General features: G+C 37.0%; 27 protein-coding genes. 20 read left to right on the forward strand and 7 right to left on the reverse strand.

What is annotated here, in order from left to right:
* Positions 1 to 29 precede the first annotated feature (29 nt).
* A complete protein-coding gene (locus CKJ95_RS03260) occupies positions 30 to 509 on the reverse strand; it encodes a GAF domain-containing protein (RefSeq protein WP_099351970.1) in 480 nt (159 codons plus the stop codon).
* Positions 510 to 652: 143 nt separating this feature from the next.
* Here CKJ95_RS03260 and refZ point away from each other — a divergent pair, with 143 nt between their 5' ends.
* Positions 653 to 1,306, forward strand: a complete 654-nt coding sequence (gene refZ, locus CKJ95_RS03265) for a forespore capture DNA-binding protein RefZ (RefSeq protein WP_099351971.1) — start codon at positions 653 to 655, stop codon at positions 1,304 to 1,306.
* Here the strand turns inward: refZ and hisJ are convergent.
* Positions 1,296 to 2,117 carry a histidinol-phosphatase HisJ gene (gene hisJ / locus CKJ95_RS03270; RefSeq protein WP_099351972.1) on the reverse strand — a complete coding sequence of 274 codons (822 nt, stop codon included), beginning with the start codon at positions 2,115 to 2,117 and terminating at the stop codon, positions 1,296 to 1,298. The two genes, refZ and hisJ, sit on opposite strands and share 11 nt — an antisense overlap.
* A gap of 313 nt (positions 2,118 to 2,430) precedes the next feature.
* Between hisJ and ezrA the strand changes: the two genes are divergently transcribed.
* The 5 genes from ezrA (at position 2,431) to mbcS (ending at position 8,615) form a co-directional block, all read left to right on the forward strand.
* The gene (gene ezrA, locus CKJ95_RS03275; RefSeq protein ID WP_099351973.1) at positions 2,431 to 4,125 is read left to right on the forward strand and encodes a septation ring formation regulator EzrA; all 1,695 of its coding nucleotides are present in this window, start codon (positions 2,431 to 2,433) and stop codon (positions 4,123 to 4,125) included.
* Between the two features lie 93 nt (positions 4,126 to 4,218).
* Complete coding sequence (locus CKJ95_RS03280) at positions 4,219 to 5,376, forward strand: cysteine desulfurase family protein (protein ID WP_099351974.1); 1,158 nt, start codon at positions 4,219 to 4,221, stop codon at positions 5,374 to 5,376.
* Entirely contained in the window at positions 5,366 to 6,565 is a 1,200-nt protein-coding gene (gene thiI / locus CKJ95_RS03285; RefSeq protein WP_099351975.1) for a tRNA uracil 4-sulfurtransferase ThiI, read from the forward strand. The genes CKJ95_RS03280 and thiI overlap by 11 nt, the downstream gene beginning before the upstream one ends.
* Positions 6,566 to 6,654: 89 nt before the next feature.
* On the forward strand, positions 6,655 to 6,861 hold the full coding sequence (locus CKJ95_RS03290; RefSeq protein ID WP_099351976.1) for an alpha/beta-type small acid-soluble spore protein: 207 nt from the start codon (positions 6,655 to 6,657) through the stop codon (positions 6,859 to 6,861).
* A 170-nt stretch (positions 6,862 to 7,031) separates the two neighbouring features.
* Positions 7,032 to 8,615, forward strand: coding sequence for an acyl-CoA synthetase MbcS (mbcS, locus tag CKJ95_RS03295; RefSeq protein WP_099351977.1), 1,584 nt, complete (start codon positions 7,032 to 7,034; stop codon positions 8,613 to 8,615).
* 57 nt (positions 8,616 to 8,672) lie between these two features.
* Here mbcS and CKJ95_RS03300 read toward each other — a convergent pair whose 3' ends face one another.
* From CKJ95_RS03300 to CKJ95_RS03310, 3 genes are read right to left on the reverse strand one after another with little or no spacing between them, the layout of a single operon-like run.
* A complete protein-coding gene (locus tag CKJ95_RS03300) occupies positions 8,673 to 9,707 on the reverse strand; it encodes an ABC transporter permease (protein WP_099351978.1) in 1,035 nt (344 codons plus the stop codon).
* Positions 9,694 to 10,653, reverse strand: coding sequence for an ABC transporter ATP-binding protein (locus CKJ95_RS03305; RefSeq protein ID WP_099351979.1), 960 nt, complete (start codon positions 10,651 to 10,653; stop codon positions 9,694 to 9,696). Before CKJ95_RS03305 ends, CKJ95_RS03300 begins: the two co-directional genes overlap by 14 nt.
* 5 nt (positions 10,654 to 10,658) lie before the next feature.
* The gene (locus CKJ95_RS03310) at positions 10,659 to 11,813 is read right to left on the reverse strand and encodes a COG1470 family protein (RefSeq protein ID WP_099351980.1); all 1,155 of its coding nucleotides are present in this window, start codon (positions 11,811 to 11,813) and stop codon (positions 10,659 to 10,661) included.
* 117 nt (positions 11,814 to 11,930) lie between these two features.
* On the opposite strand from CKJ95_RS03310, the gene CKJ95_RS03315 reads away from it, so the two are divergent.
* Genes CKJ95_RS03315 through CKJ95_RS03325 form a run of 3 tightly spaced genes read left to right on the forward strand, consistent with a single transcriptional unit; the run spans position 11,931 to position 14,826 of the window.
* Positions 11,931 to 12,512, forward strand: coding sequence for an RNA polymerase sigma factor (locus CKJ95_RS03315; RefSeq protein WP_099351981.1), 582 nt, complete (start codon positions 11,931 to 11,933; stop codon positions 12,510 to 12,512).
* Complete coding sequence (locus CKJ95_RS03320) at positions 12,505 to 13,206, forward strand: anti-sigma factor (protein WP_099351982.1); 702 nt, start codon at positions 12,505 to 12,507, stop codon at positions 13,204 to 13,206. Before CKJ95_RS03315 ends, CKJ95_RS03320 begins: the two co-directional genes overlap by 8 nt.
* 30 nt (positions 13,207 to 13,236) lie before the next feature.
* Positions 13,237 to 14,826, forward strand: a complete 1,590-nt coding sequence (locus CKJ95_RS03325; protein WP_099351983.1) for an amidohydrolase — start codon at positions 13,237 to 13,239, stop codon at positions 14,824 to 14,826.
* A 33-nt stretch (positions 14,827 to 14,859) separates the two neighbouring features.
* Here the strand turns inward: CKJ95_RS03325 and CKJ95_RS03330 are convergent, their stop codons facing one another.
* Positions 14,860 to 15,657, reverse strand: a complete 798-nt coding sequence (locus tag CKJ95_RS03330; RefSeq protein WP_099351984.1) for an NAD kinase — start codon at positions 15,655 to 15,657, stop codon at positions 14,860 to 14,862.
* Between the two features lie 152 nt (positions 15,658 to 15,809).
* On the opposite strand from CKJ95_RS03330, the gene sppA reads away from it, so the two are divergent.
* From sppA to CKJ95_RS03380, 9 genes are all read left to right on the forward strand, one after another.
* Positions 15,810 to 16,820: a signal peptide peptidase SppA gene (gene sppA / locus CKJ95_RS03335; RefSeq protein ID WP_099351985.1), complete on the forward strand. Its 1,011-nt coding sequence runs from the start codon at positions 15,810 to 15,812 to the stop codon at positions 16,818 to 16,820.
* A 17-nt stretch (positions 16,821 to 16,837) separates the two neighbouring features.
* Entirely contained in the window at positions 16,838 to 17,329 is a 492-nt protein-coding gene (locus CKJ95_RS03340) for an RDD family protein (RefSeq protein WP_099352307.1), read from the forward strand.
* A gap of 116 nt (positions 17,330 to 17,445) precedes the next feature.
* The gene (locus tag CKJ95_RS23745) at positions 17,446 to 18,144 is read left to right on the forward strand and encodes a DUF2953 domain-containing protein (RefSeq protein WP_099351986.1); all 699 of its coding nucleotides are present in this window, start codon (positions 17,446 to 17,448) and stop codon (positions 18,142 to 18,144) included.
* A gap of 20 nt (positions 18,145 to 18,164) precedes the next feature.
* Positions 18,165 to 18,632, forward strand: coding sequence for a GerW family sporulation protein (gene ytfJ / locus CKJ95_RS03350; protein ID WP_099351987.1), 468 nt, complete (start codon positions 18,165 to 18,167; stop codon positions 18,630 to 18,632).
* Between the two features lie 614 nt (positions 18,633 to 19,246).
* Entirely contained in the window at positions 19,247 to 19,747 is a 501-nt protein-coding gene (gene tpx, locus CKJ95_RS03360) for a thiol peroxidase (RefSeq protein ID WP_099351989.1), read from the forward strand.
* Between the two features lie 117 nt (positions 19,748 to 19,864).
* Complete coding sequence (locus tag CKJ95_RS03365) at positions 19,865 to 20,869, forward strand: class I SAM-dependent methyltransferase (RefSeq protein WP_099351990.1); 1,005 nt, start codon at positions 19,865 to 19,867, stop codon at positions 20,867 to 20,869.
* Positions 20,870 to 21,107: 238 nt separating this feature from the next.
* Complete coding sequence (locus tag CKJ95_RS03370; RefSeq protein WP_099351991.1) at positions 21,108 to 22,295, forward strand: acetate kinase; 1,188 nt, start codon at positions 21,108 to 21,110, stop codon at positions 22,293 to 22,295.
* Between the two features lie 136 nt (positions 22,296 to 22,431).
* Positions 22,432 to 23,265, forward strand: coding sequence for an EcsC family protein (locus tag CKJ95_RS03375; protein ID WP_099351992.1), 834 nt, complete (start codon positions 22,432 to 22,434; stop codon positions 23,263 to 23,265).
* 3 nt (positions 23,266 to 23,268) lie between these two features.
* Positions 23,269 to 23,790, forward strand: coding sequence for a MogA/MoaB family molybdenum cofactor biosynthesis protein (locus CKJ95_RS03380; RefSeq protein ID WP_099351993.1), 522 nt, complete (start codon positions 23,269 to 23,271; stop codon positions 23,788 to 23,790).
* Positions 23,791 to 23,811: 21 nt separating this feature from the next.
* Here the strand turns inward: CKJ95_RS03380 and CKJ95_RS03385 are convergent, their stop codons facing one another.
* Positions 23,812 to 24,123 (reverse strand): hypothetical protein, encoded by a 312-nt coding sequence (locus CKJ95_RS03385; protein ID WP_373604824.1) that lies wholly within the window; start codon positions 24,121 to 24,123, stop codon positions 23,812 to 23,814.
* A 185-nt stretch (positions 24,124 to 24,308) separates the two neighbouring features.
* Here CKJ95_RS03385 and CKJ95_RS03390 point away from each other — a divergent pair, with 185 nt between their 5' ends.
* Together CKJ95_RS03390 and argH are read left to right on the forward strand one after the other, a co-directional pair.
* Positions 24,309 to 25,517 carry an argininosuccinate synthase gene (locus tag CKJ95_RS03390; protein ID WP_099351994.1) on the forward strand — a complete coding sequence of 403 codons (1,209 nt, stop codon included), beginning with the start codon at positions 24,309 to 24,311 and terminating at the stop codon, positions 25,515 to 25,517.
* The gene (gene argH, locus CKJ95_RS03395; RefSeq protein ID WP_099351995.1) at positions 25,514 to 26,890 is read left to right on the forward strand and encodes an argininosuccinate lyase; all 1,377 of its coding nucleotides are present in this window, start codon (positions 25,514 to 25,516) and stop codon (positions 26,888 to 26,890) included. Before CKJ95_RS03390 ends, argH begins: the two co-directional genes overlap by 4 nt.
* Positions 26,891 to 26,912: the final 22 nt, after the last annotated feature.

The following is a 26,912-nucleotide window of genomic DNA, read 5'->3' on the forward strand; positions in this document are numbered from 1 at the left end:
GGACAAAAATCCTCACTGGCGTTTTATTTTTATAGATGTTTTTCTAAAACTTTCACAAATTCCTCAAGGCATTGTTGGTCCACTTCATCAAAGCGCTCTTTGATTGGGCTGTCGATATCTAACACGCCAAAAACTTCACCATTCTTCATAATTGGAACAACAATTTCCGATTGGGAAGCACTGTCACATGCAATATGACCTGGGAAAAGGTGAACATCTGCCACTCTTTCCGTCTTTTGATTTTGGGCTGCAGTGCCACATACCCCACGTCCCATTTTAATTCTCACACATGCAGGTAAGCCTTGGAATGGTCCGAGAATAAGTTCATCTTCTTTCTTTACATAAAAGCCAACCCAATTGACATTATCTAAAAATTGGTTAAGTAATGCTGAAGCATTTGCTAGATTTGCTATTTGATCTTGTTCGCCTTCAAGTAAAGCTTGTAACTGTTTTGTTACTAGTTTATAGTCTTCTGCTTTATTACCTTTGTATTGTTCGACATGAAACATTATGATTCCCCTCCATTTGAGTAATACCTACATAAATTATATTAAATGATAGCTTAAAGCGCGTGACTTGTCGATAAAATCTTAAAGGAATCCACCTTAGTATATCGAAATCTATACTATATTAAGGGTAAGGTGGGTTGGTTATGAAAAGTAAAACGATGAAACAAAAAATTATTGAGTCGTCCGTATTCTTATTTAATACAAAAGGCTTTGATGGAACTACAGTTCGTGAAATTGCGAAAAGAGCAAATTGTAATGTCGCCAATATCTCCTACTATTTTGGAAACAAGGAAGGTTTACTAGAACATTTAGTTTCTTCTTACCTTGAAGGATATTTAACTATTGTCGAGCATGCCTATATTGAATTGGATAACAGAACGGCAAGAGAATGTTTATTGCTTGCGGTCAGAGGTGTAATGGAATACCAAAAGAATAATCGTCACTTATCACGTTTTGTGCAAAGGGAAATTACTTTTGATACCACTTTGATTCGTGAAATCATGACCACCTATATGACGAAAGAAAAATATTATTTCCAAGCCATTTTTGAAACAGGTATAAAACAACAGGAATTTACCCTTATTCCAATCCCCTATGCCATCATGCAATTAAAGGGGATGTTATCCATGCCTTATCTACACCCTCAATATATGTCAGAAGTTTTACATTTAATGCCTTATGAGTTGTATGTTAGTGAACAATATTGTCATGAAATAGAGAAATGGGTAAACACGACAATTTGTAAACAACCACAAACGATAAAAAATAAAGTAACTCAGCTTCCCGTTAATATCTAGTTGGTGACACTAAAACAGCATTATTAAATAGATGATCAAATCCTTGATTTAAATCCTTCCTGCTATGGGCATCGGAACCATAGACGAGAGGGATTTTTCGTTTTATTGCCTCTCTAATGATTGTCTCTGGTGGATATACCTCTCGACAAAGTGGCTTATTGATACCTGCACCATTATAATCCAAGGCTAATCCAAGATTCGCAATTTGGTCGAGTATCGAGTGAATTTTCTCATCGAATTGCTTGGATACCGGGAATTTCTTTTGAAACTTATGAACAAGTGTAATATGGCCAATCCTTTTTGGCTTAAACTGACCAAGATTTGCCGTTATAGAACGCGCCAATGTATCATAATAAGCTTCATAGACTGCCTCAACGGAGGAAAAGTCACTGATCATAGTCGCAAATGTGTCAGGACTATAATCGAGGCAATAATACTGTTCTTGTTTTTTTAAAAAATGAACAGAGAGAATGCTATCGTTCAAATATCGGCCATACTCGTTCAAAAAAGTCCTCGTATCCTCTTCATATCCCTCAATATAGTCGACCTCTAACCCAATATTGATTTTAATATCTGATGCAAACTTTTTTTGAAGCTCGGTTAATACAGAAATATAGTTTTCTAGATGATTTTCGTCCATTCCACTGTCCTTTTGAGGTGTGGGATCGTTAAATCGTGATGGAAGTGGTGCATGTTCTGTGAACGAAATTTCATTAAACCCTAAATCGAGTGCACGGGCGATATAATCCTCAAACGGGTCCTTTGTACCATGTGGGCAATAGGGTGTATGGATATGACCATCTGCTTTCATCGACAAATCCCTCATTTTTATATAAATTTTGTAAAAAATTTTAAAAGTTTTAGTCAAAAATTGTCGTTTACATGGTATCATAAATACAATAAAAAAACATTATTACTTTATTTCGCAAATTTTTGCGAAATAAAGTAATAGCCTCCGGCGGATGCCACAGATTTTCAATGGAAAATTTTCGAGCAGGCTCGAAAAAATCTGGGCGGCAATTACGCCAAGGCATACTTGATTGTGATATTTAATATAAAAATTAAAAACTAATATACATAAAAGTCTAGAACGAGATTGATTGTGGGAGCAAGGAGGCCAAATTATGGAGATCATAATCGGCATAATCGTAGTAGCAAGTTCAGTAACTATTTTTGGGTTTTATTCGAGAAAAAAGATATATAAAGATGTTGATAGGCTTGAAGCCTGGAAGATAGATATGATGAATCGGCCAGTCACCGATGAAATAGCTAAAGTGAAAGAGCTTAACATGACAGGTCAAACGGAGGAATTATTCGAACGTTGGAGAAAGCAATGGGATGAAATTGTTACTGTCGCTCTTCCAGATGTTGAGGAATTATTATTTGATGCTGAAGACTTAGCGGATAAGTATCGTTTTGGGAAAGCAAAACGGGTACTGGCACAAATCGAAGCAATCTTAAATGATGCTGAAAGCAATATTGCCATTATTTTAGAAGAGCTTAAGGATTTAGTAGGCAGTGAAGAAAAAAATCGTGTTGAGGTTGATGAATTAAACCAACAATATCGGGAACTTAAAAAGAATTTACTAGCGCATAGACATACTTTTGGACGTGCTGAAAAACAGCTTGAAATGAATCTGGAAGGTGTTTATGGGAAATTTAAAGAATTTGAAGAAGCAACGACGAATGGGAATTATTTTGAGGCAAGAGAAATTGTTCTCCTGATTAAGGATGCACTATCCGTAACAAAGCAGCAAATGGATGAGATCCCTCATTTATTACATGAATGCCAAAGTTCGATTCCAAACCAGTTAAATGAAGTTTCTGAAGGGTACATCCAAATGGAGGAGGAAGGCTATTCTCTCGGGCACCATCAAATTGAGAAAGAAATTGAAAGAATGCGCGAGCAATTATCCCAATATATTTCTCTTATCGAAGAGCTAAAGCTTGAAGATGTGAAGAAGGGAATTGAAGAAGCAAGAGAGTCACTAGATACAATCTATGATTTACTGGAAGCTGAAGTCAAAGCAAATCAGTTTGTGAAAAAAGAGGTTGAGAAGATCGAACAAGATCTAGAGGACTTAGTTGAAGGTAGTAAAAGTACAGAAGAGGAAACAACATTTGTTCAACAAAGCTATCATTTAAATGAAAATGATCTGGAACGACACCGGAATATCGTAAAACAAATTAAACAACTGGTTAAGCAATATGTATCTGTTCAATCAAAGCTTGAAGGAGATCAAATTGCCTATTCTCTAATTAAAACGGAGCTAGAAGAAGTGTATGGTAAGATCCAGGATGTGAAGGAAGAGCACTTACAATTTTCAGAAATGCTGAAAACACTTCGTAAGGATGAGCTCCATGCAAGAGAACAAATTTCGGAAATGAAGAAGCAACTTGCAGATGCGAAACGACTAATCTCAAAAAGTAATATCCCAGGTCTACCAGTAAAATATTCTGAGCTCATTTCGGAAGCGAGATTATCTCTTACACAGGTAATGAATAGTCTCGAGGAAAAACCACTTAATATGAATACGGTGAATCAAACATTACAAAATGCGCTTGATATAGTTTCACAAACATATAAGCAAACAGAAGAAATGATTGAGCAAGTATATCTTGCAGAAAAGGTCATTCAATATGGAAACCGATATCGAAGCCATAATTCAAAAATTGCAGTTAGTTTACTCGAAGCTGAGAAATCTTTTAGAAATTATGAATATGCACTTGCATTAGAACAAGCTGCAACAGCAATCGAAGACGTAGATCCTGGAGCATTGAAAAAAATTGAAGTATTGCTTGAAGATGATTCTAAGTAAAGGGCCTCAAATTGGGGTCCTTTTCCTTTTTTTATTTTATAAATGTATGTTATCATTTTGTTTGCAAATATCTGCAATAGTAGGAGTAATTAGATGATTTATTTAGATAATAGTGCAACAACAAAACCTTTTGATGATGTAATTGAATCTTATATAAAAGTCGCAAAAAATTATTTTGGCAATCCCTCTTCCTTACATGGAATAGGGGGACAAGCTGAAAAGCTATTAAGTCAATCCCGGACCCAGATTGCTACCCTTTTACAGGTAAATCCACAGGAAATCATTTTTACTTCTGGAGGATCTGAAGGGAATAATTTTGCGATTAAAGGAATTGCCTTACAATACAGTAATCGAGGCAAACATATTATTACAACATCAATAGAGCATCCTTCCATAACTGAGGCATGCAAGCAATTGTCGGAACTTGGGTTTGATATCACCTATCTTCCAGTAGACGAAAATGGTGTTGTTTCGATCGAAGATTTGAGAAATTCAATTCGTGAAGATACGATCTTAGTTTCTATCATACATGTAAATAATGAGGTTGGGACAATCCAGCCGATTCAAGAAATTGGAAAACTTTTAGAAAAGTACCCGAAGATTATATATCATGTTGATCATGTACAGGGAGTAGGTAAAACTCGTCTAGATTTCAATAAGGCAAAACTTGATTTATGTACAATTTCAGGACATAAGTTTAATGGACTTAAAGGAACAGGCGTTTTATATGTCCGTCAAGGTGTAAGAATCAAGGCTTTAATCGGAGGCGGTGACCAAGAAATGCAAAAAAGGGCGGGAACAGAAAATGTTGCTGGATTTGTAGCCCTTGCAAAAGCATTAAGGTTAACCATTGAGAACAGAGAGGGAAATATTAAACATCTAACTCGATTAAAAGAAACCATTATTGATCAATTATCAAGAATGAATGGTATTACCATACACACACCTGAAGATAGCAGTGCACCACATATCATCAATTTTTCGATTAATGGTTTAAAGCCTGAAGTATTTGTTCATTTATTAGAAGAGAAGGAGATATATGTTTCGACTACCTCCGCATGCTCATCCAAAAATAATGAACCAAGTAAAACATTGCTTGCGATGGGAGTGCCTGAAGCTCTTGCTAATAGTTCAATACGAATCAGCCTGTCGCATCAAAACAAACTGGAAGAGATTCCGATTTTAATAAATGCAATTGAAAATGCAATACAGAAATTACAACATGTAATGGGGGAACAAAATGGAATATGATCACATTCTAATACGATTTGGCGAAATTACAACAAAAGGTCGAAATCGTAATCATTTCATTAATAAACTTACAAATAATATAAAAAGAAAGCTTACTGATTACAAAGGACTTACATTTGAAAAAACAAGAGATCGAATTTATATAAAGTTAAATGGAGAACCACATGAAGGAATAGTCGAAGTTCTCAAAAATATCATCGGTATTCAGTCCTTTAGTCTTGCTTTAAAGGTTGAAAGTGAAATCGAAAAAATAAAAGATGGTGTTTTAGCTGCCATTAAACAACTAGATCATCAAGGAAAGACCTTTAAAATATCTGCACGACGTTCAGATAAAAGTTTTTCACTTGATTCCAATCAATTGAATTATGAATTAGGGAGTCATATTTTAAAGAATACCCAGGAAATCTTCGTCAATGTGCACACTCCTGATATCAATATTCGTGTTGAAGTGCGAAAGGAAGCAACTTATATTACCTTTAAAGATGAGAAAGGTGTAGGAGGACTTCCAGTTGGTTCAAGCGGGAAAGCAATGCTTATGCTTTCGGGTGGTCTTGATAGCCCTGTTGCCGGTTATTTATCAATGAAGAGGGGATTAACAATTGAGGCTGTACATTTTCACAGTCCCCCATATACAAGCGATCGTGCACGCCAAAAAGTGATTGACCTTGCACAGCAACTTACTGAATTTTCGGGTACGGTTAAACTGCATATCGTCCCTTTTACTGACATTCAGATCACGATTCAACGACAAATCCCTGAAAACTATACGCTAATTTCAACTAGACGGATGATGCTTCGGATCACGGATGAAATAAGAAGAAGACGTAATGCACTTGCGATTGTGACGGGTGAGAGCCTTGGACAAGTGGCAAGTCAGACACTGGAGAGTATGCATGTCATTAATAACGTCACCAGTACACCAATTATTCGTCCACTGGTTACTGTTGATAAATTTGATATTATTGATATGGCTAAGAAAATCAATACACATGATATTTCAATTCGTCCATTTGAAGATTGTTGTACAATTTTTACACCTTCTGCTCCCAAAACAAGACCAAAGCTAGAAAATGTAACCCATTATGAAAGCTACACTGATTTTGAGAGCTTAATTGAAAAAGCCGTTAATGAAACTGAAATTATTACATTGGATGGATCTAAGAAAGAAGAAATCGAAGACCTTTTTTAAAAGAAAATCATTCTAAGATTTACCAATAGATTAAATGTATTGTGCCATGTGATTTTACACATTATATACTCACAAGGAGGTGAAGTCACATGGCAAACAACAACAACAGCAACCAACTATTAGTAGCTGGTGCACAACAAGCAATTGATCAAATGAAATTTGAAATCGCTTCTGAATTTGGTGTAAACCTTGGTGCTGATACAACTTCTCGTGCTAACGGATCTGTTGGTGGAGAAATCACTAAGCGTTTAGTATCTTTCGCTCAACAACAAATGAGCGGCGGAGGTAACTTCTAAAAACAAAAAAATAGATGGCTACAAGGACGGGTTCACTCCCGTCCTTTTTTTGTATTTTGAAAAAATTAAAATCTGATATTATAACCAGGTCACAATTTTTTCACAAAACCCCTCCAAATTGTTGAAAAATTTTTATATAATTAGAAGATAAAGATTGAGGAGGAATGATTGTGAAAAGAGAAGATTTACTTGCACCTTTACGGTATAACCTTGTTCAGGAAATTGAAAAATATGCAAAAGATCCTAAAAAAATTGCATTGAAATGGGAAGATGAGCAGGGAAGCAAACAGGAAATTACATACGTTGACCTCTTCAAGAATGTAAATAAAATTGGTAATACATTTATCAACAAAGGTCTAAACAAAGGGGATAAGGTTTTAGTTATTATTCCGAGATTAGTGGAAGCATATATGGTTTATTTAGGGGCGTTAAAGGCTGGATTAGTTGTCATCCCAAGCTCAGAAATGCTTCGTACAAAAGATCTTCAGTACCGAATCACACATGGCGATGTAAAAGCCATTATTAGCTATCACCCATATTGTGATCAATTTTCATCCATCGAAAATATTGAGCAAATCGAGAAGTTTGCAGTTGGGGAAAACGTGGAAGACTGGGTTTCTTTAGAAGAGGAAATGCAAAGTCAATCTGAAGAACTTGCAGTAGCAGAAACAAGCAAGGATGATATAGCTTTCCTTTCCTATACTTCCGGAACAACCGGTAATCCGAAGGGCGTTGTCCATACACATGGCTGGGCATATGCACATTTAAAAACAGCAGCTCCATATTGGTTAAGCATAAATGAATCGGATACGGTATGGGCAACAGCGGGACCTGGCTGGCAAAAATGGATTTGGAGCCCATTTCTTTCAGTTTTAGGTAGTGGGGCAACTGGATTCGTATATCACGGGAAATTTGATCCTAATAAATATTTGGAATTGTTAAGCTCGTATAAAATTAATGTACTATGTTGTACACCAACCGAATATCGTCTTATGGCAAAGGTTGAGAATCTGTCTGATTACTCACTCCCAGATTTGCATAGCGCTGTATCGGCAGGTGAGCCTTTAAATCGTGAAGTTATTGACACCTTTAGAAGAGAATTTAATATCGAGGTACGCGATGGATACGGGCAAACTGAAAATACCCTTTTAGTTGGAGTACTAAAAGGCATGAAAATAAAACCTGGATCAATGGGTCAGCCTACACCAGGTAATAATGTTGAAATTGTCGATGAGTTTGGGAAGCCTTGTGGTGTTGGTGAAGTGGGAGATATTGGCGTTCATGTGAACACTCCTGCCCTTTTTAAAGAATATTACAAGGACCCTGAAAGAACATCGATGCAATTTAGAGGCGATTATTATATTACAGGTGACAGAGCGAAAAAGGACGAAGATGGCTATTTCTGGTTTGAGGGACGTGCCGATGATATTATCATTAGCTCAGGCTACACAATTGGGCCATTTGAGGTAGAAGATGCACTTGTAAAACATCCATCTGTAAAAGAGTGTGCAGTTGTAGCAAGTCCAGATGAAATTCGAGGTAATATTGTAAAAGCTTTTGTTGTATTACGTGAAGGCATTACTTCCAATGAGGAGTTAGTAAAAAAGCTACAAGAACATGTAAAGCAATTGACAGCACCGTATAAATATCCTAGAAAGATTGAATTTGTAAATGACTTACCAAAAACAACTTCAGGGAAAATTAGAAGAATTGAGCTTAGACAGGCTGAATTAGTAAAAGGTAAAGTACAATAATGTATTGAATTTAATGAGAAAGCCAATCCTGTGAGTGTGGATTGGCTTTTTATCAATCTAGGCTCGAATTTCTTGTTGCATAAATAAAATGTATGCAATAGCAAAGCAAATCAAAGATGCGGCAATTAAACCAGTTACTTGTGGCCAAATGAGCAATAGGCTCTGCCCAAGAGGTAATGGACTTGCAACAGCACCAATTGTTTGCTCCATTGTTAATGGACCGAGGCTTCTTACCGTTGGGGAAAGAAGCGTTGTTGTTGATTCGTTAAATAAATAGTTAGGCGATAAACGCATGATATTGAGGACTACTCCTTGCTTACCAATGATATCCTCAGTACTTGTTAGGGTATTAGGATTTAAGATAGATTTTGACAGCAATTCCACAATCATTGTATAAAACACACTGAAAAATAACCAAACTGCGATACTTGATAAGGCAGATGTTGCAGCTTGCCTAAAACAAATTGAAAACAAAATTCCTAGGTTTAACCAAAAAGCGATATATGAAATACATAACAGTAAGAAAAAGAAAATTCTACTGAATTCTTCAAATGTAGGAGGAATGCCTAAAATTAATATCCCAAATCCCATTACAAGAAACCCTAATGAAAAAAATAACAAACAATTTATTAATAAGGCAGCAGTAAATTTTCCGTTAATTACAAAATCCCTAGGAATTGGTTGAGCCATTAACCGGCTTAAAGTGCCTTTATTTCGTTCAGAGACAATCGCATCAAAGCCCAGTGCAATCCCGAGAAGCGGACCGAGAAAACCTACAAACGTGATAAAAGATGGTAGTGTGCCATCAGATACAGTAAATAGTTTCAAAAATAAATAGGAATCCCTTGCAATTGCTTGTGCATCTTCAGAAGCCTCAAGCGAATCTTGAATGGTTAATACGGCAGTATAAAGGGAACCAATACAAGTAAGTAAAATAATCCCCAATAAAATAGTGATTCGCCAACTTGTAATGTAGTCTGAAAATTCCTTGCGCACAATTGCAGAGAACACTCCTAGATTCGAGTATTGTCTCGTTATTTCTAAATCTCTCCTGCTGCCATAGAATTTTTCCTTTATACTAGCGAGATTCATTAACTTCACGTCCTTCGAAATAGCGATGGTAGATTTCATCTAGCCCAAAATCTTTTTTGCTTATATGGTGCAATGAGGCCCCTGAATGAATGATAGTGGCGCTAATCCGTGCAGAAATATCCTTGTAGCAATAAATATCAATTACACTTTCATTCAATACCTCGATTTTATTTACATGTTCAAGCTCTCTTATATCATCCAACAGACGGTCATTGATTCCACTTACAATAACTCTAATCACAAAAGTATCCTTTAATAATAGTTTCCCCATGAGTTCCTCGATGTTTCCATGAGCCAGTAGCTCCCCATTAACAAATATTCCTACACGGTCACAGATTTGCTGAACTTGGTGTAAATGATGAGAAGAAAGTAAAATGGTCTTATGATCCTTTTCTTTTAATTCTTTTATCAGTTGTAGAAATTCTCGTACTCCTTCCGGGTCAATACCCAATGTCGGTTCATCAAGGATAATGACTTCAGGGTCTTTCATAAGCACGTCCGCGAGTCCAAGTCTTTGTCGCATTCCTCTTGAATATTTTCCGGTCTTCTTATGTGCAACATCAGTTAAGTTAACTTTTTGTAACAAATGTTCTGCTCTCTCCATTGCTTGTTTTCGATTTATATTGTTAAGGCTTGCTGTATAAAGTAGATTTTCTAAACCTGTCATATGCTGATAAAAGCCCACATCATCTGGTAAGTAACCTACCTTCTGTTTTACTTGAATTGGATTGCGGGTTGAGTTTATTCCACACACTTGCACTAATCCCGAATTAGGTGTACTTAAACCAAGCATCATTAAAATAGTAGTCGTCTTCCCAGCTCCATTTGGTCCTAGTAATCCAAAGATTTCACCCTTTGAAATGGAAAGAGATAAGTTGCGAACGGCAAAAAAAGCCTCATATCGTTTTGTAAGCTGTTCTAGCTTAATGATCGGATTAGTATCCATCAATATTATCTCCTCCCATATTTTCGAAAGATATAATACAATCCACCGAGTACTCCAAGTATAATCAGGATTGCAACTGCACCCCATAAGGTAGATGTTTCAACGGATACACGGAAAGTTGCATCAGAGGATGCTTCTGCTGCTGATGCGCTAAATGTTGTGACATAATCCCCTGCAATTGCTTCATCAGGTGCAGTAATGGTAGCTTTTACGGTTTTTGATTCACCAGGCTTTAGTTCAGATATTGAACTAGTATCAAATTCGGTTTCCCATTTTGGAGGCGTGTTGGATGTAATATTTACATCAAGTAATGGAGCTGTACCCGTATTTTTTATGACAAGATCAACAACTCGATTATCTCCTGCGGTTATATCCGTACTTAAATTTCCTGTTGGAGTACTGATTTCAATTCCATACGAACCAGTTATAACAGCGTCTAAAGTTATTTCTGCTGATGTGCTACCTGTTGATGCACTTATTGGAATTTTAAATGACCCTGCTTCAACTTTTTCAGGGGGTGTAACTTCAACTGTTATATCTTTTGATTCATTTGGTTCAATGGTAATGGAAGAAATGGAATCAGAACCTGATTTGAAACGAACTCCCCAGCCTTTATCGGCCGCCGAACTTAGTGCATAATTTTGTTGTTCGGCTGTCCGATTTCGTAGTTTTACAGTATAAGTGAAATTGGAATCAGCATGCCCTTGTAAATTTTTTTGGTCAGAAGTTAGCTCGGATTCAAAGGAGCCTTGCTCGGACAGAGTAATAAGCAATGGGAGCTTACTGTTACTACCGTTATCTGAAGCCACGAGGTTGAAGCGATAATCGGCTTTTTTAGCATTTAAGGGGATACTAATATCAACATTTAGAGCCTCCTCACTATTTCCTTTAACAGAAAGTTCACGTATATCCCTTCCACCAGAAGTGATTGAATAATCCCAACCCTTTGGAATGTTTTCAAAATCAAAAGACATGTTTTGAATGCTTGATCCAGTATTTGTTACATTTACTGAGTAAGTAATCGTTTCCCCCGGAGTTGCTGATAGCCCGGTATAGGGCGTGAATAATGTAACATTTTCAACAGCGTGAACTTTTCCTACATTCATAAGTGCCATAAAAAGTACAATAAAGGAAAAAATACAAATCATTTTTTTGTTCATCTTATGAACCTCCTAAATTTTTTTCGTACTTGATACGAGAAAAATGGTCAAATGGATTTATATTTTCGAAAAAAATTTGTAAAATTTAATTAAAAGATTAAATCTGAGGCGATTACTATGGACCAAAATCAGGAAAGTATTCAATTATTGAAAAGAGTTCAAAATGGTTCTCGAATAGCTTTCGACCTTTTTTATGAAAAGCATTATTCGTTTGTATTAAACATTGCATTACACATTATCGGAGACCATAGCGAAGCAGAGGATGTAAGTCATGATGTTTTCCTAGAGGTATTTCAAAAGCCAAAACAATATAACCCTTCAAAAGGGAGTGTAAAAGCATGGCTTGCGGTAAAAACCAAAAGTCGTTCATTGGATCGATTGCGTAAAAAAAGGCCTGTTCTAATGAACCGACTAGAAAGCATTTTAACTAAGAATGAAAAGGGAGCGGATCTTCATTTTCTATCAGAATTACAGAATAATATTATTATAGATGCTCTAGATCATCTGCCAAATGAACAGCGAGAAGCACTTATCCGTTCTTATTTTCAGGGAGAAACACATAAAGAGATTGCAAACTCGATGGAAAAACCATTAGGATCAGTTAAATCTTTAATCCGTTATGGGATTCAAAATCTTCGAAAGCAAAAACTCTTACTACATTGGATGGAATCTAGTGGTGGTGATAAACATAATGGATAAACATGTACCAGAACAAAAATTAATTGATTTTACATTAGGTCAATTAAATGAAGTTGAACATAACTGGATTAAAACACATGTGGATAAATGTACTCTTTGTTATGAAAAAATGAATAATTGGGAAGTTATTTTAAATAAAGATTCGATACACGTTAAATCTAGTTTAGATAACAAGGAAGAGCTCTGGAATAAGATTCGTAAAAATAATAAAGCGCAGAAAATACCACCAAAACTCTTGCTTAAACTTGGTAGTGTAGCAGTAATTTTATCATTGGTATTAGTTACGACAAATTTATATATTAGTCAAAATAACAAGGTTTCAATGGTGGATTATCAAGAACGCGAGGCGAAAAGACTTATAAGTAAGCCGGATACGAAACAGTTGAATATTATACCTCTCTCCCGTAGTGGAAACATAAACGGGGATATATGGATAAATAGCTTAACAAAAGAAATGCTCATTGAAATAAACGGTCTTGCAAATCTGGATAATCATGATTATCAGTTATGGATTATTTATGAAAATGATAATATGCAGGGAGCAATAATTCCAAATGAAAATGGTTCATCGAAAGTATACTTACGTGGAATGGATATCCACAAATTTAAAATGATAAAAGCCAGTGTTGAGCCCAAGGGAGGAAGTTTATATCCGACAGGACCAGAAACATTCTTTGTAGAATTAAAGGATTAAATTTAAAAATAGATGGGTGAGATGAGTTAAATGGGATCCTTGTGGACAGGTGGAAGAATATACACCATGGAACATGAAAAAGATGTGGTTGAGGCAGTTTTCGTAGAAGGCGGTATGATTGTTGCTACTGGATCAAAAATAGATTTGGAAAAACGATATAAAGAAAGAATTTCGAAGCTAATTGATTTAAAAGGGAGTACGATGCTTCCAGGATTTGTTGATAGCCATATGCATCTCATTGGCCATGGGGAAAAATTAATGAAACTGGATTTTTCGGAGATGACGTCCTCCCAAGAAATTTCGGATTCCATACAAGAGTATGTAAAAGATAAATCAAAAGGCGAATGGATTATTGGAGAAGGATGGAACGAAAACCAGCTTCCTGACCGAAAGATTTTTCACCGTATTGAGCTAGATGAGCTCTCACCCAATAATCCACTGCTGTTAAAACGAATTTGTCGGCACGCAGTTGTTGTGAATACAAAGGCACTCGAATTGGCTGGTATAACAGATCATACCCCGAACCCTGAGGGTGGCATTATTGTAAGAGATACAAATGGACATGCTACAGGGTATTTATTGGATAAGGCTCAGGAGCTAGTAAAAAATGTGATTCCGCAGGTAACGGAAGACTACATTCAAAATGCGCTTCGTTTATCCATCGGGGATTGTCTGAGTAAAGGTCTTGTTGGTGGACATACAGAGGATTTGAATTATTACGGGGGATTTGAGCGAACATATAGAGGATTTCAAAAGGTAATCAAAGAAGATGGTTTCAAATTTAGAACAAATCTTTTAGTTCATCATGAAGCTGTTGATGACATGCACCGTTTAGGATATTCATATGGTGATGGGGATGAATTTCTTGAGTTAGGCGCGATGAAAATTTTTGCAGATGGCTCACTTGGTGGTAGAACGGCATTGTTAAGTCATCCTTATAATGATTCGCCTGAAACGTCTGGTGTAGCGATTCACTCATTAGACGGCCTCAAAACACTTGTTCAAAAGGCTAGAAGCTATAAGATGCCGATTGCCATCCATGCGATTGGTGACCTCGCTTTTGAATATGTATTGGATGCAATTGAGGAATTACCGCCATTACCAAATCAACGTGATCGTTTGATTCACGCCCAAATATTACGAAAAGAGCTAATCAACCGTGCAAAACAGTTGCCTCTTATTCTTGATATTCAGCCAAGATTTGTAGTGTCAGATTTTCCGTGGGTAATTGAAAGAATTGGTGAAATGAGTATCGAATATTGCTATGCGTGGAAGACCTTATTACAAGAAGGCTTACATTGCGCAGGTGGGTCAGATGCTCCAATTGAACCGATTGACCCCCTTCTTGGCATTCATGCCGCCGTTACCAGAAAGAAACCAGGTGGAGAAGAGGTGTACATGCCCGAACAAAAACTCACAGTCTTCGAGGCTGTACAGTTATTTACCACAGGAAGTGCATATGCAATTGGAAAAGAAGATTGTATGGGGAAGATTGCACCTGGGTTTAAAGCTGACTTTACCATTCTCGATAAAGATATTTTTCATATAAACGAAGATGAGATTCTGGATACTAATGTGACGATGACTGTTGTTGATGATACAATTATGTATGAAAAATAACGAAAAGACCAAGCATTTGCTTGGTCTTAATACTTATAAAAAGGTACGTTTCACCTTTTCCCAGAAAGAATTATCCTTTAATTTTACCGTTTTAATTCTTTTTTCACTCAGCTGAATGTCGATTTGTTTTACATTGCGGATGCTGAGTGCTTCATTATCCATACCGATTGTAGGAAAATCATTACCATCTTGGACATCACGTAAAGTTAATTTTTTCGTGCCACTTAAAATAAACGGAGAACCTAGTGTACGATATTGGTTATTATTTAAGGATGCAAGTTCAGTGACCTGCATACAAGGAAGCAGTGGGTCGACAACAGCACCTCTAACTGATTTATTATACGCAGTGCTACCGGTTGGAGTAGAGATAATCATTCCATCGCCTCGGAACGTTTCGAAATGCAAGTCATCAATATACACTTCCAACACAAAAGTTTTTATGATTCCGGAACGGATGGAACATTCATTTAAACAATAAAATGAAGGATTATCATCTACCTTCACCTCAAGAATTGGATAACGGCGAACTTCAATTTTTTCATTTAACATCGCCTCAACCATTTTATCAGTGTCGTCTGCATGGAAATCACAATAAAGGTTTAAAGCCCCAGTTGTTGAAATCCCAACATACAGACAGTCTTGGCGGAAATTTGTCTTGCGAACTGCCTGAAGGAAAGTACCATCTCCACCGATACTTACAATAACATTCGCATCTTTAGCATCATCTACAATTCTAAATTGATGCTCTTTTGCAACCTGATTCAGTTTTTCTACATATTCAATAAGTTTATCTTCTTTCCGATAAAAGAAGTAAACATTACGACGATCCATGAAATTACCTCCCAATGATTTTCAAATGATGGCAATATAGTACATATGTATCTATTTTAGTTTAACAATAAAATGAAACCATTTTGGATTTGATTCGTATTTATTTTTGAACAATTCGTGAATAGTATCCATAAATTTAGGAGGAAAAAGAAATGAATGGGAAACGATGGGCAGCTTTAGGGATTGCTGCAGTCATATTTGTATTTTCGATCTTTTTTAATTTTGCAACTAACTTAGCCTCGAAAAATTTCAGTAATTTTTCAGATGAGATTTTGGGGGCATCGAATGAAGAATTTCTCGAAAATGTTGTAATCGAAGGAAAGGGAATGGATAAGATTTTAGTTCTATCTGTTAATGGAGTGATTCAAGATACAGGTGATGTAACGTCTTTCTTCCAATCAGCGGGCTATCAACATCAATCATTTTTAAAAATGATTGAAAAAGCGGAAGAGGATAAAACCGTAAAGGGAATTATTCTAAAGGTTAATTCCCCAGGTGGTGGAGTTGTTGAAAGTGCGGAAATACATAAAAAGTTAACGGATTTAAAAGAAGCTACGGATAAACCAGTTTATGTATCGATGGGCACTATGGCTGCTTCTGGCGGCTACTATATCTCAGCTCCAGCAGATAAAATATTTGCTACACCAGATACAATGACCGGCTCATTAGGAGTTATTATGCAAGGGGTTAACTTTAGTGAACTTGCTGAAAAATATGGTGTGAAATTTGAAACAATCAAAAGTGGACCATACAAGGATATCATGTCTTCTTACCGTGACATGACGGACGAAGAGAGAAAAATCATGCAAACAATGGTCGATAATGCGTATCAAGGGTTTGTGGATGTAATTGCAGATGGACGTAACATGTCAGAGTCTGAAGTTCGTAAAATTGCAGACGGACGCATCTATGATGGTAGACAAGCAAAGGAAAACCATTTAATCGATGAATTAGGATACTTTGAGGATGCGGTTGAAGCAATGAAGAAGGACTATGAACTTGGGGATATTAGTGTTGTTGAGTATACAGCCAATTTTGGTTTTGGATCTCTATTTTCTATGAGTGCAAAAAAGATCTTTAGTGATGACATCGAAATGGCAACCATGGTTCATTTATTATCACAGCCAAATTCACCTAGAATGATGTATTTGTACGCAGAATAGGGGGGACTAAATTGAATATGGATCTTACACATGAAGGAGTACAGGGAGATCATTATATTCCCGATCATACATCCCGTCCAGTTACCAATGCCACACCTCGCTATGCTGGCTTTTGGATGCGTTTTTGGGCATATTTATTAGATCTTGTAGTAATTGGAAGTATAAACCGTATCCTTATATATCCAGCATTTAGAGCTTTAGACATTCCATTATCTGATAGTGATATATTTAGTGCAACGTCAATTGCAACGGCTGTTGTTTTTTATCTGTATTTTGTATTGATGACAAAGTTTTTCAGTCAAACACTTGGGAAGATGGTGTTTGGAATAAAGGTTGTGACTCTTGAGGAACGACCGCTTACATGGTTGACAGTTCTTTTTAGGGAGTTAATTGGTCGATACATCTCAAAGCTATTCTTTATTGGCTATATAATTGTTGCTTTTCTTCCAAAAAAACAAGGAATTCATGATTTACTTTCAGATACGACTGTTATACATGCATCAAAATAAGGGTGTCCACCATGGACACTCTTATTTTTTTATAAGTACATTACCACAGAACCCCTTTTTATGTATTTTTCACCATCTAGTAGGTGATAACTAAACATTGAAAGGGAGTGCGTGTCATGAAGTGGCTCTTATTCATTTTATTATTTCTAGTCCTACTAATTTTGCTAATAATGGTATCGAGGCTAAAAATCTATATAGAAGCAAATCATTTACGGGACGATGACCATATTAAAATAAGATTCAGCATCTGGTTTGGGCTGATAAGATATACGATTAACATTCCAATGGTCGCTGTTGACAAAGAGTCCCCGAGCGTTGTTTTTAAAAAAGAACAAAAAGCGAGCGCATCGACTGGTGCAAAAAAGAAAAAAGAGAAATTCTCTGTTAAAAATTTGATATCAGATTTACGTGACACTAGAGTAATTTTAAACAGAGTTGTCGATATGATACCGGTCATTAAAAACTTTTTGAAAAAAATATCGGTGACAAAACTTGAATGGCATTCCCATATTGGTGTTGGAGATGCCGCTCACACTGGAGTACTTACTGGGCTTGGTTGGTCTATTAAGGGAACGATAGTAGGTATGATCAGCCATTACCTCAATTTGAAAACTCATCCTGATTATTCGATTACGCCTTCATTCCAGTTTGCTGTATCCGAAACAAGTCTAAGATGCATGATTCATTTCCGTATCGGGCATGCTATGGTAGCAGGAATCAGAGTGATTAAAAGGTGGCGAGGAGGAATACCGAAATTTAATTCCCCAACCCTTTCAAAGCTCAACGAAACCGATTCGGATAAAAAATCAGTTTAGAATGTCAGGAGGAATTTATTATGTCTGATCATCCAATACAGGGTTTAATGAAGACCGCAATGGAAAACTTAAAGCAAATGATTGATGTAAATACAATTATTGGTGACCCTGTTGAAACACCTGATGGGAGCGTGATTTTAACGGTCTCAAAGGTTGGCTTTGGATTTGCTGCAGGAGGTAGTGAGTTCAAAGGACAAGGTGAGGGTGGAAAAGATAGCGGTGGTGGAGGTGGAGATCAACAGCAACAACAACAGGGCTCCAAACTCCCATTCGGTGGAGGAAGTGGTGGTGGAGTTTCAATTACACCAATCGCTTTCTTAATTGTCAGTGCAAATGGTGTGAAAATGCTGCATCTGGATGAAAGCACTCATTTATATGAAAAACTACTTGAATTAGCACCACAGGCTGTTGATAAAATCCAACAAATGTTAAAAAAGAATAACCAAGACCAACAAAATCAAGACAAAAAATCTGATTTTGACATATAAGAACTTTCGAGAGTTAACTGGACCCAACAGTTGACTCCTTTTTTGTAGGGATTTTAACCAAGGTATGCCTGCGATGAAGGACTCTATGTTGGGTGCGTTGATTCGTACGGTCCTTCATCGAGGTTATGAAGGACTTTATGTTGGGTCCGTTGATTTGCGAGGTCCTTCATCGAGGTTATGAAGGACTTTATGTTGGGTTCGTCGCATCGTACGGTCCTTCATCGAGGTTATGAAAGACTTTATGTTGCGTCCATCGATTTGTGCGGTCCTTCATCGGGCGTATGAAAAGGATTCCGCCCAAGAATCAGAATGCCATTCCCCTTCATCCGGCAGATGAAGAGGATTCCTCCCAAGAATCAGATTGCTTTTCCCCTTCATCCATGCTAATAAGACGTTGCCGCCTTTCCCCACGTTCAGCCCCCACTCTACTGACCCACACCCACACAAAAAGACAGCGCCTAATTCCCACATCACCCGGCTCCAGAAACCAATTTTAAAACCCGACTAAACACAAGGGCTTACTTAACAATATATAAATGCAAATAATTGCAATTGTGGGAGATAAAAGATATGATTTACACTGTACATATAAATTTAAGGAGGATTTTGGTAAAATGGCAAATATCACATTTAAAAACAATCCAGTCACTTTATTGGGGAATGAAGTAAAAGTTGGGGACAAGGCTCCTGATTTTACTGTATTAGCAAATGATTTATCACCAGTCTCACTTGCAGACTCAAAAGGATCTGTTCGTTTAATTAGTGTTGTACCATCACTTGATACAGGTGTATGTGATGCACAAACTCGTCGTTTTAACGAAGAAGCATCAGGTCTAGAAAATGTTAAAATCTTAACAGTCAGTGTTGATTTGCCATTTGCACAAAAACGTTGGTGTGGTGCAAACGGTATTGAAAATGTTCAAACTCTATCCGACCACCGTGATCTTTCTTTCGGAGAAGCTTATGGTGTAGGCATTAAAGAACTACGCTTATTGGCTCGCGCAGTATTTGTTGTAGACAGCAACGATACTGTAACTTATGTAGAATACGTTAGTGAAGCAACAAACCATCCAAACTACGAAGCAGCACTAGAAGCAGCAAAAGCAGCTAACTAATAGATGAAAAAAGAGAATCCCAATCATAATTGGGATTCTTTTTAACTTTGTTGAACTACAACACGATTTCTTTTAAAATAAAGGGATATGTCAAGAGTTCGAAAAGGAGAAAAACAAATGGCACAAATATCTTCAGTCGAAAAATTATTTACCGTTATCGATAACACAGCAATGATCTTGATGGAAGAATTATCATGTACATACCTTGAAGCAGTTGCAGAAACAGGAGAAAACCTCTTCCAAAACACGATTCTCCAAGAGGAGCCAAGTGAAATATCCAAGAAGCGCATCGAGAAAGAGTACAGCCAGATAAACCTAAAACAATATTCTGTTGAAGAAATTCGCAAAGCCTATCAGCTTGCCGCATTAAAAGGGATGACAGAGGCGACACAGCCGAATCATGAGATGACTCCAGATGCGGTTTCTATTTTTGTAGGCTACCTTGTTTCAAAATTTACGGAAGGCTGGAAGGGATTCAGTCTCTTTGATCCGGCAGTAGGTACAGGAAACTTAATTACAACCGTTCTCAATCAAAATCAATCAAAAGAAATTGAAGCCTCAGCGATCGATGTGGATGATCTCTTAGTTAAAGTGGCATATGTAAGTGCAAACCTGCAGCAGCACTCCATTCAATTTTACAATCAAGATAGTCTACAGCCATTATACATAGACCCAGTAGACGTAATTGTTTGTGATTTACCTGTCGGTTATTATCCGAATGATATTGGAGCTGCTAACTTTGGGCTTCATGCAAAAGAAGGTCATTCGTATGCCCATCATCTATTCATCGAGCAAAGTCTTAAATATACGAAGGAGGGTGGCTATTTATTTTTCTTAGTACCTAATCATTTGTTTACAAGTGAATATGCTAAGGAATTAAATGCATTCCTCAAAGAGAACTCTGTTATCCAAGGGATGATTCAGTTACCTTTATCCTTATTTAAAAATGAAAAAGCAGCTAAAAGCATTTTTGTCATTCAGAAAAAGGGACCAGAAGTAAAGGCACCAAAGCAAGCCCTCCTTGTCAATTTACCAAAGTTTTCAAATCAAACGGCAATGGCAGGTATCATTAAACAAATTGATGATTGGATAAAACAAGAGAAGCACGAAATTAAACTATAAATGTTTAAGTATGGAGACCTCACGAATGGGGTCTCTTTTTTGAATTGTAGCGTTTTCTATTATCTGAATTTAAGAACTTTATGGCGAAAACGGTACCAATTCAGCACTCTTCTTGAAATGTTTTGGTACCGATGTTTAAATGAAAAAGGCATCTATGAAAGAGTGTCGTTTTGCATAGAATAATGTAGAGTGAAAATTTACATACAAGGAAAGATTTTAATCAAAAGGAGCGGACATAATGTCGAAAATCATTGCCATAAATGCAGGAAGCTCGTCACTTAAATTTCAACTTTTTGAAATGCCGAGTGAAGAGGTAATTACAAAGGGGATCTTTGAACGGATCGGCCTTGAGAAGGGAATTTTCACAATCTCAGTTAACGATGAAAAACAAACAACTGAAACAGAAATTCCTGACCATGCTGTCGCTGTAAAAATACTCCTTGATAAACTGACAGAATTACAAATTATTCAATCGTTGGATGAAATTGAAGGAATCGGTCATCGGGTCGTTCACGGTGGAGAAACTTTTGCAGATTCAGCTGTGATTACGAATGAGGTTATTGATGAAATAGACAAGCTATCAGAATTAGCTCCATTGCATAACCCAGCCAACCTAACCGGAATTAAGGCATTCCAGGAAGTATTACCTAATGTTCCAGCTGTAGCCGTGTTTGATACAGCATTCCATCAAACAATGCCTGAGAAATCATTCTTATATAGTCTTCCATATGATTATTATAAAGACTATGGTATCCGGAAATATGGTTTCCACGGAACATCTCATAAATATGTTTCACAACGTGCAGCTGAAATTTTAGAAAGACCTGTAGAACAGCTTCGAATATTGTCTTGCCACCTTGGTAATGGTGCAAGTATTGCTGCAATTGAAGGTGGAAAATCCATTGATACGTCTATGGGCTTTACACCACTTGCTGGTGTAACTATGGGGACACGTTCTGGAAATATCGACCCGGCATTAATTCCATTTATCATGGAGAAAACAGGTAAAACTGCAGATGAAGTTTTAGATGTTTTAAATAAAGAAAGTGGAATGCTAGGCGTTTCTGGATTTTCAAGTGACTTACGTGATATCGAACTAGAAGCTAATGAAGGAAATAACCGTGCGGAATTAGCGCTTGAAGTATTTGCGAGCAGAATCCACAAATACATCGGTTCATATGCAGCACGTATGCATGGTGTTGATGCCATTATCTTTACAGCGGGTATTGGTGAAAACAGTGATACTATTCGTGCAAGGGTATTAACAGGACTAGAATTCATGGGTGTATATTGGGATCCAGTTTTAAATAAAGTAAGAGGTAAGGAGACCTTCATTAGCTACCCACACTCACCTGTAAAGGTTATCGTCATTCCTACAAATGAAGAAGTCATGATCGCACGTGATGTTATGCGTTTAACAAAATAACGGATTTGAAGGACAAACTCTTAGTGGGTTTGTCTTTTTTACTTTTTATAAGGCTTGTTTCATCTCCTAGTGGTTTTCGGTTTTTTCTTTGTGGTGGTATAATACACATAGTGAATGCTGGAAACGGAGGATGATTATGGGTCTTACTGAACGAGAAATTCAAATTCTATCCGAAATTGAGAATTGGTCGGAACAAATGCAACATGAACAAACAGATTTTGAAATGACGTATGACAAATGGCTGGAAAACTCGTTAAGCCTTATCCCTGAGAATGTACGGACTGAGTTCTTTTCAAAGCTAGATAATTGGCTATTCCATTTACATGCCATACTTCAAGGAACACAAATTCAAGTGGATGCAAGGGAACGTCTTATTCGTTCGGCACGTGTTTTTAATCAGGACATTGAGGATATCTCTGATTTAAAAGAACTAACGATAGATCAGCTTATCTATTTAACCGAAAATCAGATTGCGAAGCATCGGCTTTATTCTTTTGCACAAGGTGGCTTATCTGGTACAGGGGGACTTCTCCTACTTGGAACGGATATACCAGGAATAACGGTTCTTAATCTTCGTATTGTCCAATTAATTGCGATGACATATGGGTATGAAGTAAATACACCGTATGAAATGATGACATCTCTAAAAGTGTTTCATGCTGCTACACTGCCAAAACGGATGCGTTTCCAGGGCTGGGAGGAACTGACCCAGGGTGCCGATGGGTCTAACCAGAACCAATATTTTTATAATGGATCAGAGGACTTAACCGACGAAACTTGGCTTGAGCTCCCATTAAAACATATTGTAAAAGCGGTGGCCATTTCAGTTTTACGTAAGCGGATGATTCAAGGGATTCCTCTTGTTAGTATGGCGATTGGGGCAGGAATGAATTATCAACTAACAAGACAGGTTAGCGATTATGCCCATAATTATTATCGTTTACGTTTTTTGAAGGAAAAGGAGTTCTAGGAAATGAGTGTTCAAGAGCATAAAAAAGCTACACCCTCCTCAGTCAGATGTAAAGTTATTACAATAAGTGATACAAGAACGAAAGAAACCGACAAAAGTGGAAAGCTTATGATTTCGCTACTAGAGGAAAATGATTACAACGTCTTACAATATGAGGTTGTTAAAGATGAGGAATCTTTTATCGAAAAAGCAATACGTGAAGGCTGTCAACATGAAGAGATTGATGTTATTTTAACAAATGGGGGCACTGGAATTGCTAAACGTGATGTCACAATTGAAACGGTCACAAAATTATTAGATAAAGAAATCGTCGGGTTTGGTGAACTGTTTCGGATGTTAAGCTATACGGAGGATATAGGTTCAGCGGCCATTCTTTCACGAGCTATTGCAGGTGTTAGCAATGATACTGCGATTTTTTCAACACCAGGTTCTTCTGGAGCCGTAAAGCTTGCAATGAATAAATTGATCCTACCAGAACTTGGCCATGTTGTCAGTGAAATAAAAAAGGATATCAAAAAGGTCTAATCATTTAGGATTAGACCTTTTTCAATGGTGTATTTTATTAGATACTCCTTGATTCATTCTATACCATATCCATAAATCATTAATGATGGACGCACAATCGGAGATTTCGTTGTTTAGTTCACATGAACGCTCGAAATCAAGTTCATTGCCAAGTTGTTCTTGTTTGTTGTTAATAATGGTTTCAATTTCTGCAATGCGATCAGGAATATGTCCTCTGATTTTTTCCCAATGGAACAAGATATGCTGCTGTGTCTCCACTGTATATTCTTCCCACTCTTTTTCTAAGTACGGTAGAAGAATCCCAAGTCGGTCATCAAAATGAAAAAAATCCATTATTACCACCCCTCGTAGGTCTTGCTATCATTTTACAATACTACTAATTTATATTCTATCTTAAAAGAATTTTTTTATTTTTCTCAGTTTACTATTGAAAAAAGTAGAAAGAGTTGCTAAAGTAATACATTATAAATGTATAAATATAAAAATAGATGAATTAATATTCGAAAGGAAGATACAACATGAGCAAAAAGAAAGTTGTTTTAGCATATTCAGGTGGTCTAGATACAAGTGTTGCAGTTAAATGGTTACAGGAGCAAGGCTATGAAGTCGTTGCTTGCTGTTTAGATGTAGGAGAAGGAAAAGACCTTGCATTTATTAAAGAGAAAGCTATTACAGTTGGAGCTGTATCTTCATACGTAATCGATGCGAAGGAAGAATTTGCAAATGAATTTGCGCTTGCCGCATTACAAGCACATACCCTTTATGAAGGAAAATATCCTTTAGTCTCTGCATTATCTCGTCCGCTAATCGCGAAAAAACTCGTTGAAGTAGCTGAGCAAGAAAATGCTGTAGCCGTTGCACACGGTTGTACTGGGAAAGGTAACGACCAAGTTCGATTTGAAGTTTCAATTAAGGCATTAAATCCTGACCTTGAAGTATTAGCACCTGTTCGTGAGTGGAGCTGGTCTCGTGAAGAAGAAATCGAGTATGCGAAGAAGCATAACATTCCGATTCCAATCAATCTAGATAGCCCATTTTCTATTGACCAAAACCTTTGGGGACGTAGTAATGAGTGTGGTATTTTAGAAGATCCATGGGCTGCTCCACCAGCTGATGCATATGAATTAACGGCAGCTTTGGAAGAAACACCAAATACACCTGACATCATCGAAATCGATTTTGAACAAGGTGTTCCAAAGACGATTAATGGTCAGCAGTACCCATTATCTGAATTAATTCTTGAATTAAACCAAATCGCTGGAAAACATGGTGTAGGTCGTATCGATCATGTGGAAAACCGTCTTGTAGGTATAAAATCTCGTGAAGTTTATGAGTGTCCGGGTGCGATGACTTTAATTACAGCACATAAGGAACTTGAAGACCTTACACTAGTAAAAGAAGTTGCACATTTCAAACCAGTTATCGAACAAAAGCTTACTGAATTAATTTACAATGGACTTTGGTTCTCACCACTGAAGGATGCATTACTTGGCTTCTTAAAAGAAACACAAAAGAATGTAAATGGAACTGTTCGTGTAAAACTATTCAAAGGTCATGCAATTGTTGAAGGACGTAAATCCGAAAATTCATTGTACGATGAGAAACTTGCAACTTATACTTCAGATGATGAGTTTGATCATAATGCAGCAGTTGGATTCATTTCATTATGGGGCTTACCAACAAAGGTTAATAGTATTGTAAATAACAGTAAGAAGGTTGAAGTATGAAAAAGCTCTGGGGAGGAAGATTCACCAAAAGCGCCGAAGCATGGGTAGATGAATTCGGTGCATCGATCTCCTTTGATCAGGAGCTGGTGAAGGAAGACATCGAAGGAAGTATTGCCCATGTGACAATGCTAGGTAAATGCGGAATCGTTTCTAGTGAAGAAGCAAATACCATTAAATCAGGGCTACTTACCTTATTAGAAAAAGCTAAAAATGATGAATTGGAATTCTCTGTTGCAAATGAAGATATTCATTTAAATATCGAAAAGATGCTAATTGATGAAATTGGACAGGTTGGTGGAAAGCTTCATACAGGACGAAGCAGAAATGACCAGGTTGCAACAGATATGCACTTATATTTGCGACAACAGGTAGATGAAATTATTAATCTTGTCGAAGAGCTTCAACACGCAATCGTGGAGCAAGCGGAGCAACATGTTGAAACAATTGCTCCTGGTTATACCCATTTACAAAGGGCACAGCCTATTTCATTTGCCCATCATCTATTGGCCTATTATTGGATGCTTGAGCGTGATAAGGAACGTTTAACAGACTCACTAAAGCGAATCAATATATCTCCATTAGGGGCAGGTGCTCTAGCGGGTACCACGTTTCCAATTGACCGATACTACAGTGCAGAGCTTCTAGGATTTGAAAAAATCTATGAAAATAGTATTGATGCTGTAAGTGACCGTGATTTTATCATTGAATTTTTAAGCAATAGTTCAATGGTTATGATGCATCTATCACGTTTTTGTGAAGAGTTGATTTTATGGTCCTCACAGGAGTTTAATTTTATTGAGATGGATGATACATTTGCTACTGGAAGTAGTATTATGCCACAGAAGAAAAATCCAGATATGGCTGAACTCATCCGTGGTAAAACAGGAAGAGTTTATGGAAATCTGTTTGGTTTATTAACGGTTCTTAAAGGAACACCACTTGCGTATAACAAAGATATGCAAGAGGACAAAGAGGGCATGTTTGATACTGTGAAGACGGTAAAAGGATCTTTGAAGATTTTTGCTGGAATGGTTTCAACAATGAAGGTGAAAAAGGAAGTAATGGCAACAGCTGTTAAAAAGGATTTCTCCAATGCGACAGAACTAGCTGATTATTTAGCTTCAAAGGGACTACCATTTAGGGAAGCACATGAAGTGGTAGGAAAGCTTGTGTTAATTTGTATCGAACGTGGTGTCTTCCTAAGTGATTTACCGCTTGAAGTATTAAAAGAAGCATCCTCACTATTTGAAGACGATATTTATGAAGTATTGCTGCCTGAAACTGCTGTTGCTCGCCGCAAGAGTGCAGGCGGTACCGGTTTTGAAGAAGTACGTAAGGTTTTAGAGAAAATAAAACAAACAAAAAAATCGTGATTGATTCACGATTTTTTTGTTT

Source organism: Fredinandcohnia onubensis (genome assembly GCF_002734285.1).
In the GTDB taxonomy this organism is placed as follows: Bacteria; Bacillota; Bacilli; order Bacillales; family Bacillaceae_L; genus Ferdinandcohnia; species Ferdinandcohnia onubensis_A.

Excerpts from the sequence above, each read along its gene's own strand:
- CKJ95_RS03260 (WP_099351970.1), bottom strand. The coding sequence starts at position 509 with ATGTTTCATGTCGAACAATACAAAGGTAATAAAGCAGAAGACTATAAA.
- refZ (WP_099351971.1), top strand. The coding sequence starts at position 653 with ATGAAAAGTAAAACGATGAAACAAAAAATTATTGAGTCGTCCGTATTC.
- hisJ (WP_099351972.1), bottom strand. The coding sequence starts at position 2,117 with ATGAAAGCAGATGGTCATATCCATACACCCTATTGCCCACATGGTACA.
- ezrA (WP_099351973.1), top strand. The coding sequence starts at position 2,431 with ATGGAGATCATAATCGGCATAATCGTAGTAGCAAGTTCAGTAACTATT.
- CKJ95_RS03280 (WP_099351974.1), top strand. The coding sequence starts at position 4,219 with ATGATTTATTTAGATAATAGTGCAACAACAAAACCTTTTGATGATGTA.
- thiI (WP_099351975.1), top strand. The coding sequence starts at position 5,366 with ATGGAATATGATCACATTCTAATACGATTTGGCGAAATTACAACAAAA.
- CKJ95_RS03290 (WP_099351976.1), top strand. The coding sequence starts at position 6,655 with ATGGCAAACAACAACAACAGCAACCAACTATTAGTAGCTGGTGCACAA.
- CKJ95_RS03300 (WP_099351978.1), bottom strand. The coding sequence starts at position 9,707 with ATGAATCTCGCTAGTATAAAGGAAAAATTCTATGGCAGCAGGAGAGAT.
- CKJ95_RS03305 (WP_099351979.1), bottom strand. The coding sequence starts at position 10,653 with ATGGATACTAATCCGATCATTAAGCTAGAACAGCTTACAAAACGATAT.
- CKJ95_RS03310 (WP_099351980.1), bottom strand. The coding sequence starts at position 11,813 with ATGAACAAAAAAATGATTTGTATTTTTTCCTTTATTGTACTTTTTATG.
- CKJ95_RS03315 (WP_099351981.1), top strand. The coding sequence starts at position 11,931 with ATGGACCAAAATCAGGAAAGTATTCAATTATTGAAAAGAGTTCAAAAT.
- CKJ95_RS03320 (WP_099351982.1), top strand. The coding sequence starts at position 12,505 with ATGGATAAACATGTACCAGAACAAAAATTAATTGATTTTACATTAGGT.
- CKJ95_RS03325 (WP_099351983.1), top strand. The coding sequence starts at position 13,237 with ATGGGATCCTTGTGGACAGGTGGAAGAATATACACCATGGAACATGAA.
- CKJ95_RS03330 (WP_099351984.1), bottom strand. The coding sequence starts at position 15,657 with ATGGATCGTCGTAATGTTTACTTCTTTTATCGGAAAGAAGATAAACTT.
- sppA (WP_099351985.1), top strand. The coding sequence starts at position 15,810 with ATGAATGGGAAACGATGGGCAGCTTTAGGGATTGCTGCAGTCATATTT.
- CKJ95_RS03340 (WP_099352307.1), top strand. The coding sequence starts at position 16,838 with ATGGATCTTACACATGAAGGAGTACAGGGAGATCATTATATTCCCGAT.
- CKJ95_RS23745 (WP_099351986.1), top strand. The coding sequence starts at position 17,446 with ATGAAGTGGCTCTTATTCATTTTATTATTTCTAGTCCTACTAATTTTG.
- ytfJ (WP_099351987.1), top strand. The coding sequence starts at position 18,165 with ATGTCTGATCATCCAATACAGGGTTTAATGAAGACCGCAATGGAAAAC.
- tpx (WP_099351989.1), top strand. The coding sequence starts at position 19,247 with ATGGCAAATATCACATTTAAAAACAATCCAGTCACTTTATTGGGGAAT.
- CKJ95_RS03365 (WP_099351990.1), top strand. The coding sequence starts at position 19,865 with ATGGCACAAATATCTTCAGTCGAAAAATTATTTACCGTTATCGATAAC.
- CKJ95_RS03370 (WP_099351991.1), top strand. The coding sequence starts at position 21,108 with ATGTCGAAAATCATTGCCATAAATGCAGGAAGCTCGTCACTTAAATTT.
- CKJ95_RS03375 (WP_099351992.1), top strand. The coding sequence starts at position 22,432 with ATGGGTCTTACTGAACGAGAAATTCAAATTCTATCCGAAATTGAGAAT.
- CKJ95_RS03380 (WP_099351993.1), top strand. The coding sequence starts at position 23,269 with ATGAGTGTTCAAGAGCATAAAAAAGCTACACCCTCCTCAGTCAGATGT.
- CKJ95_RS03385 (WP_373604824.1), bottom strand. The coding sequence starts at position 24,123 with ATGGATTTTTTTCATTTTGATGACCGACTTGGGATTCTTCTACCGTAC.
- CKJ95_RS03390 (WP_099351994.1), top strand. The coding sequence starts at position 24,309 with ATGAGCAAAAAGAAAGTTGTTTTAGCATATTCAGGTGGTCTAGATACA.
- argH (WP_099351995.1), top strand. The coding sequence starts at position 25,514 with ATGAAAAAGCTCTGGGGAGGAAGATTCACCAAAAGCGCCGAAGCATGG.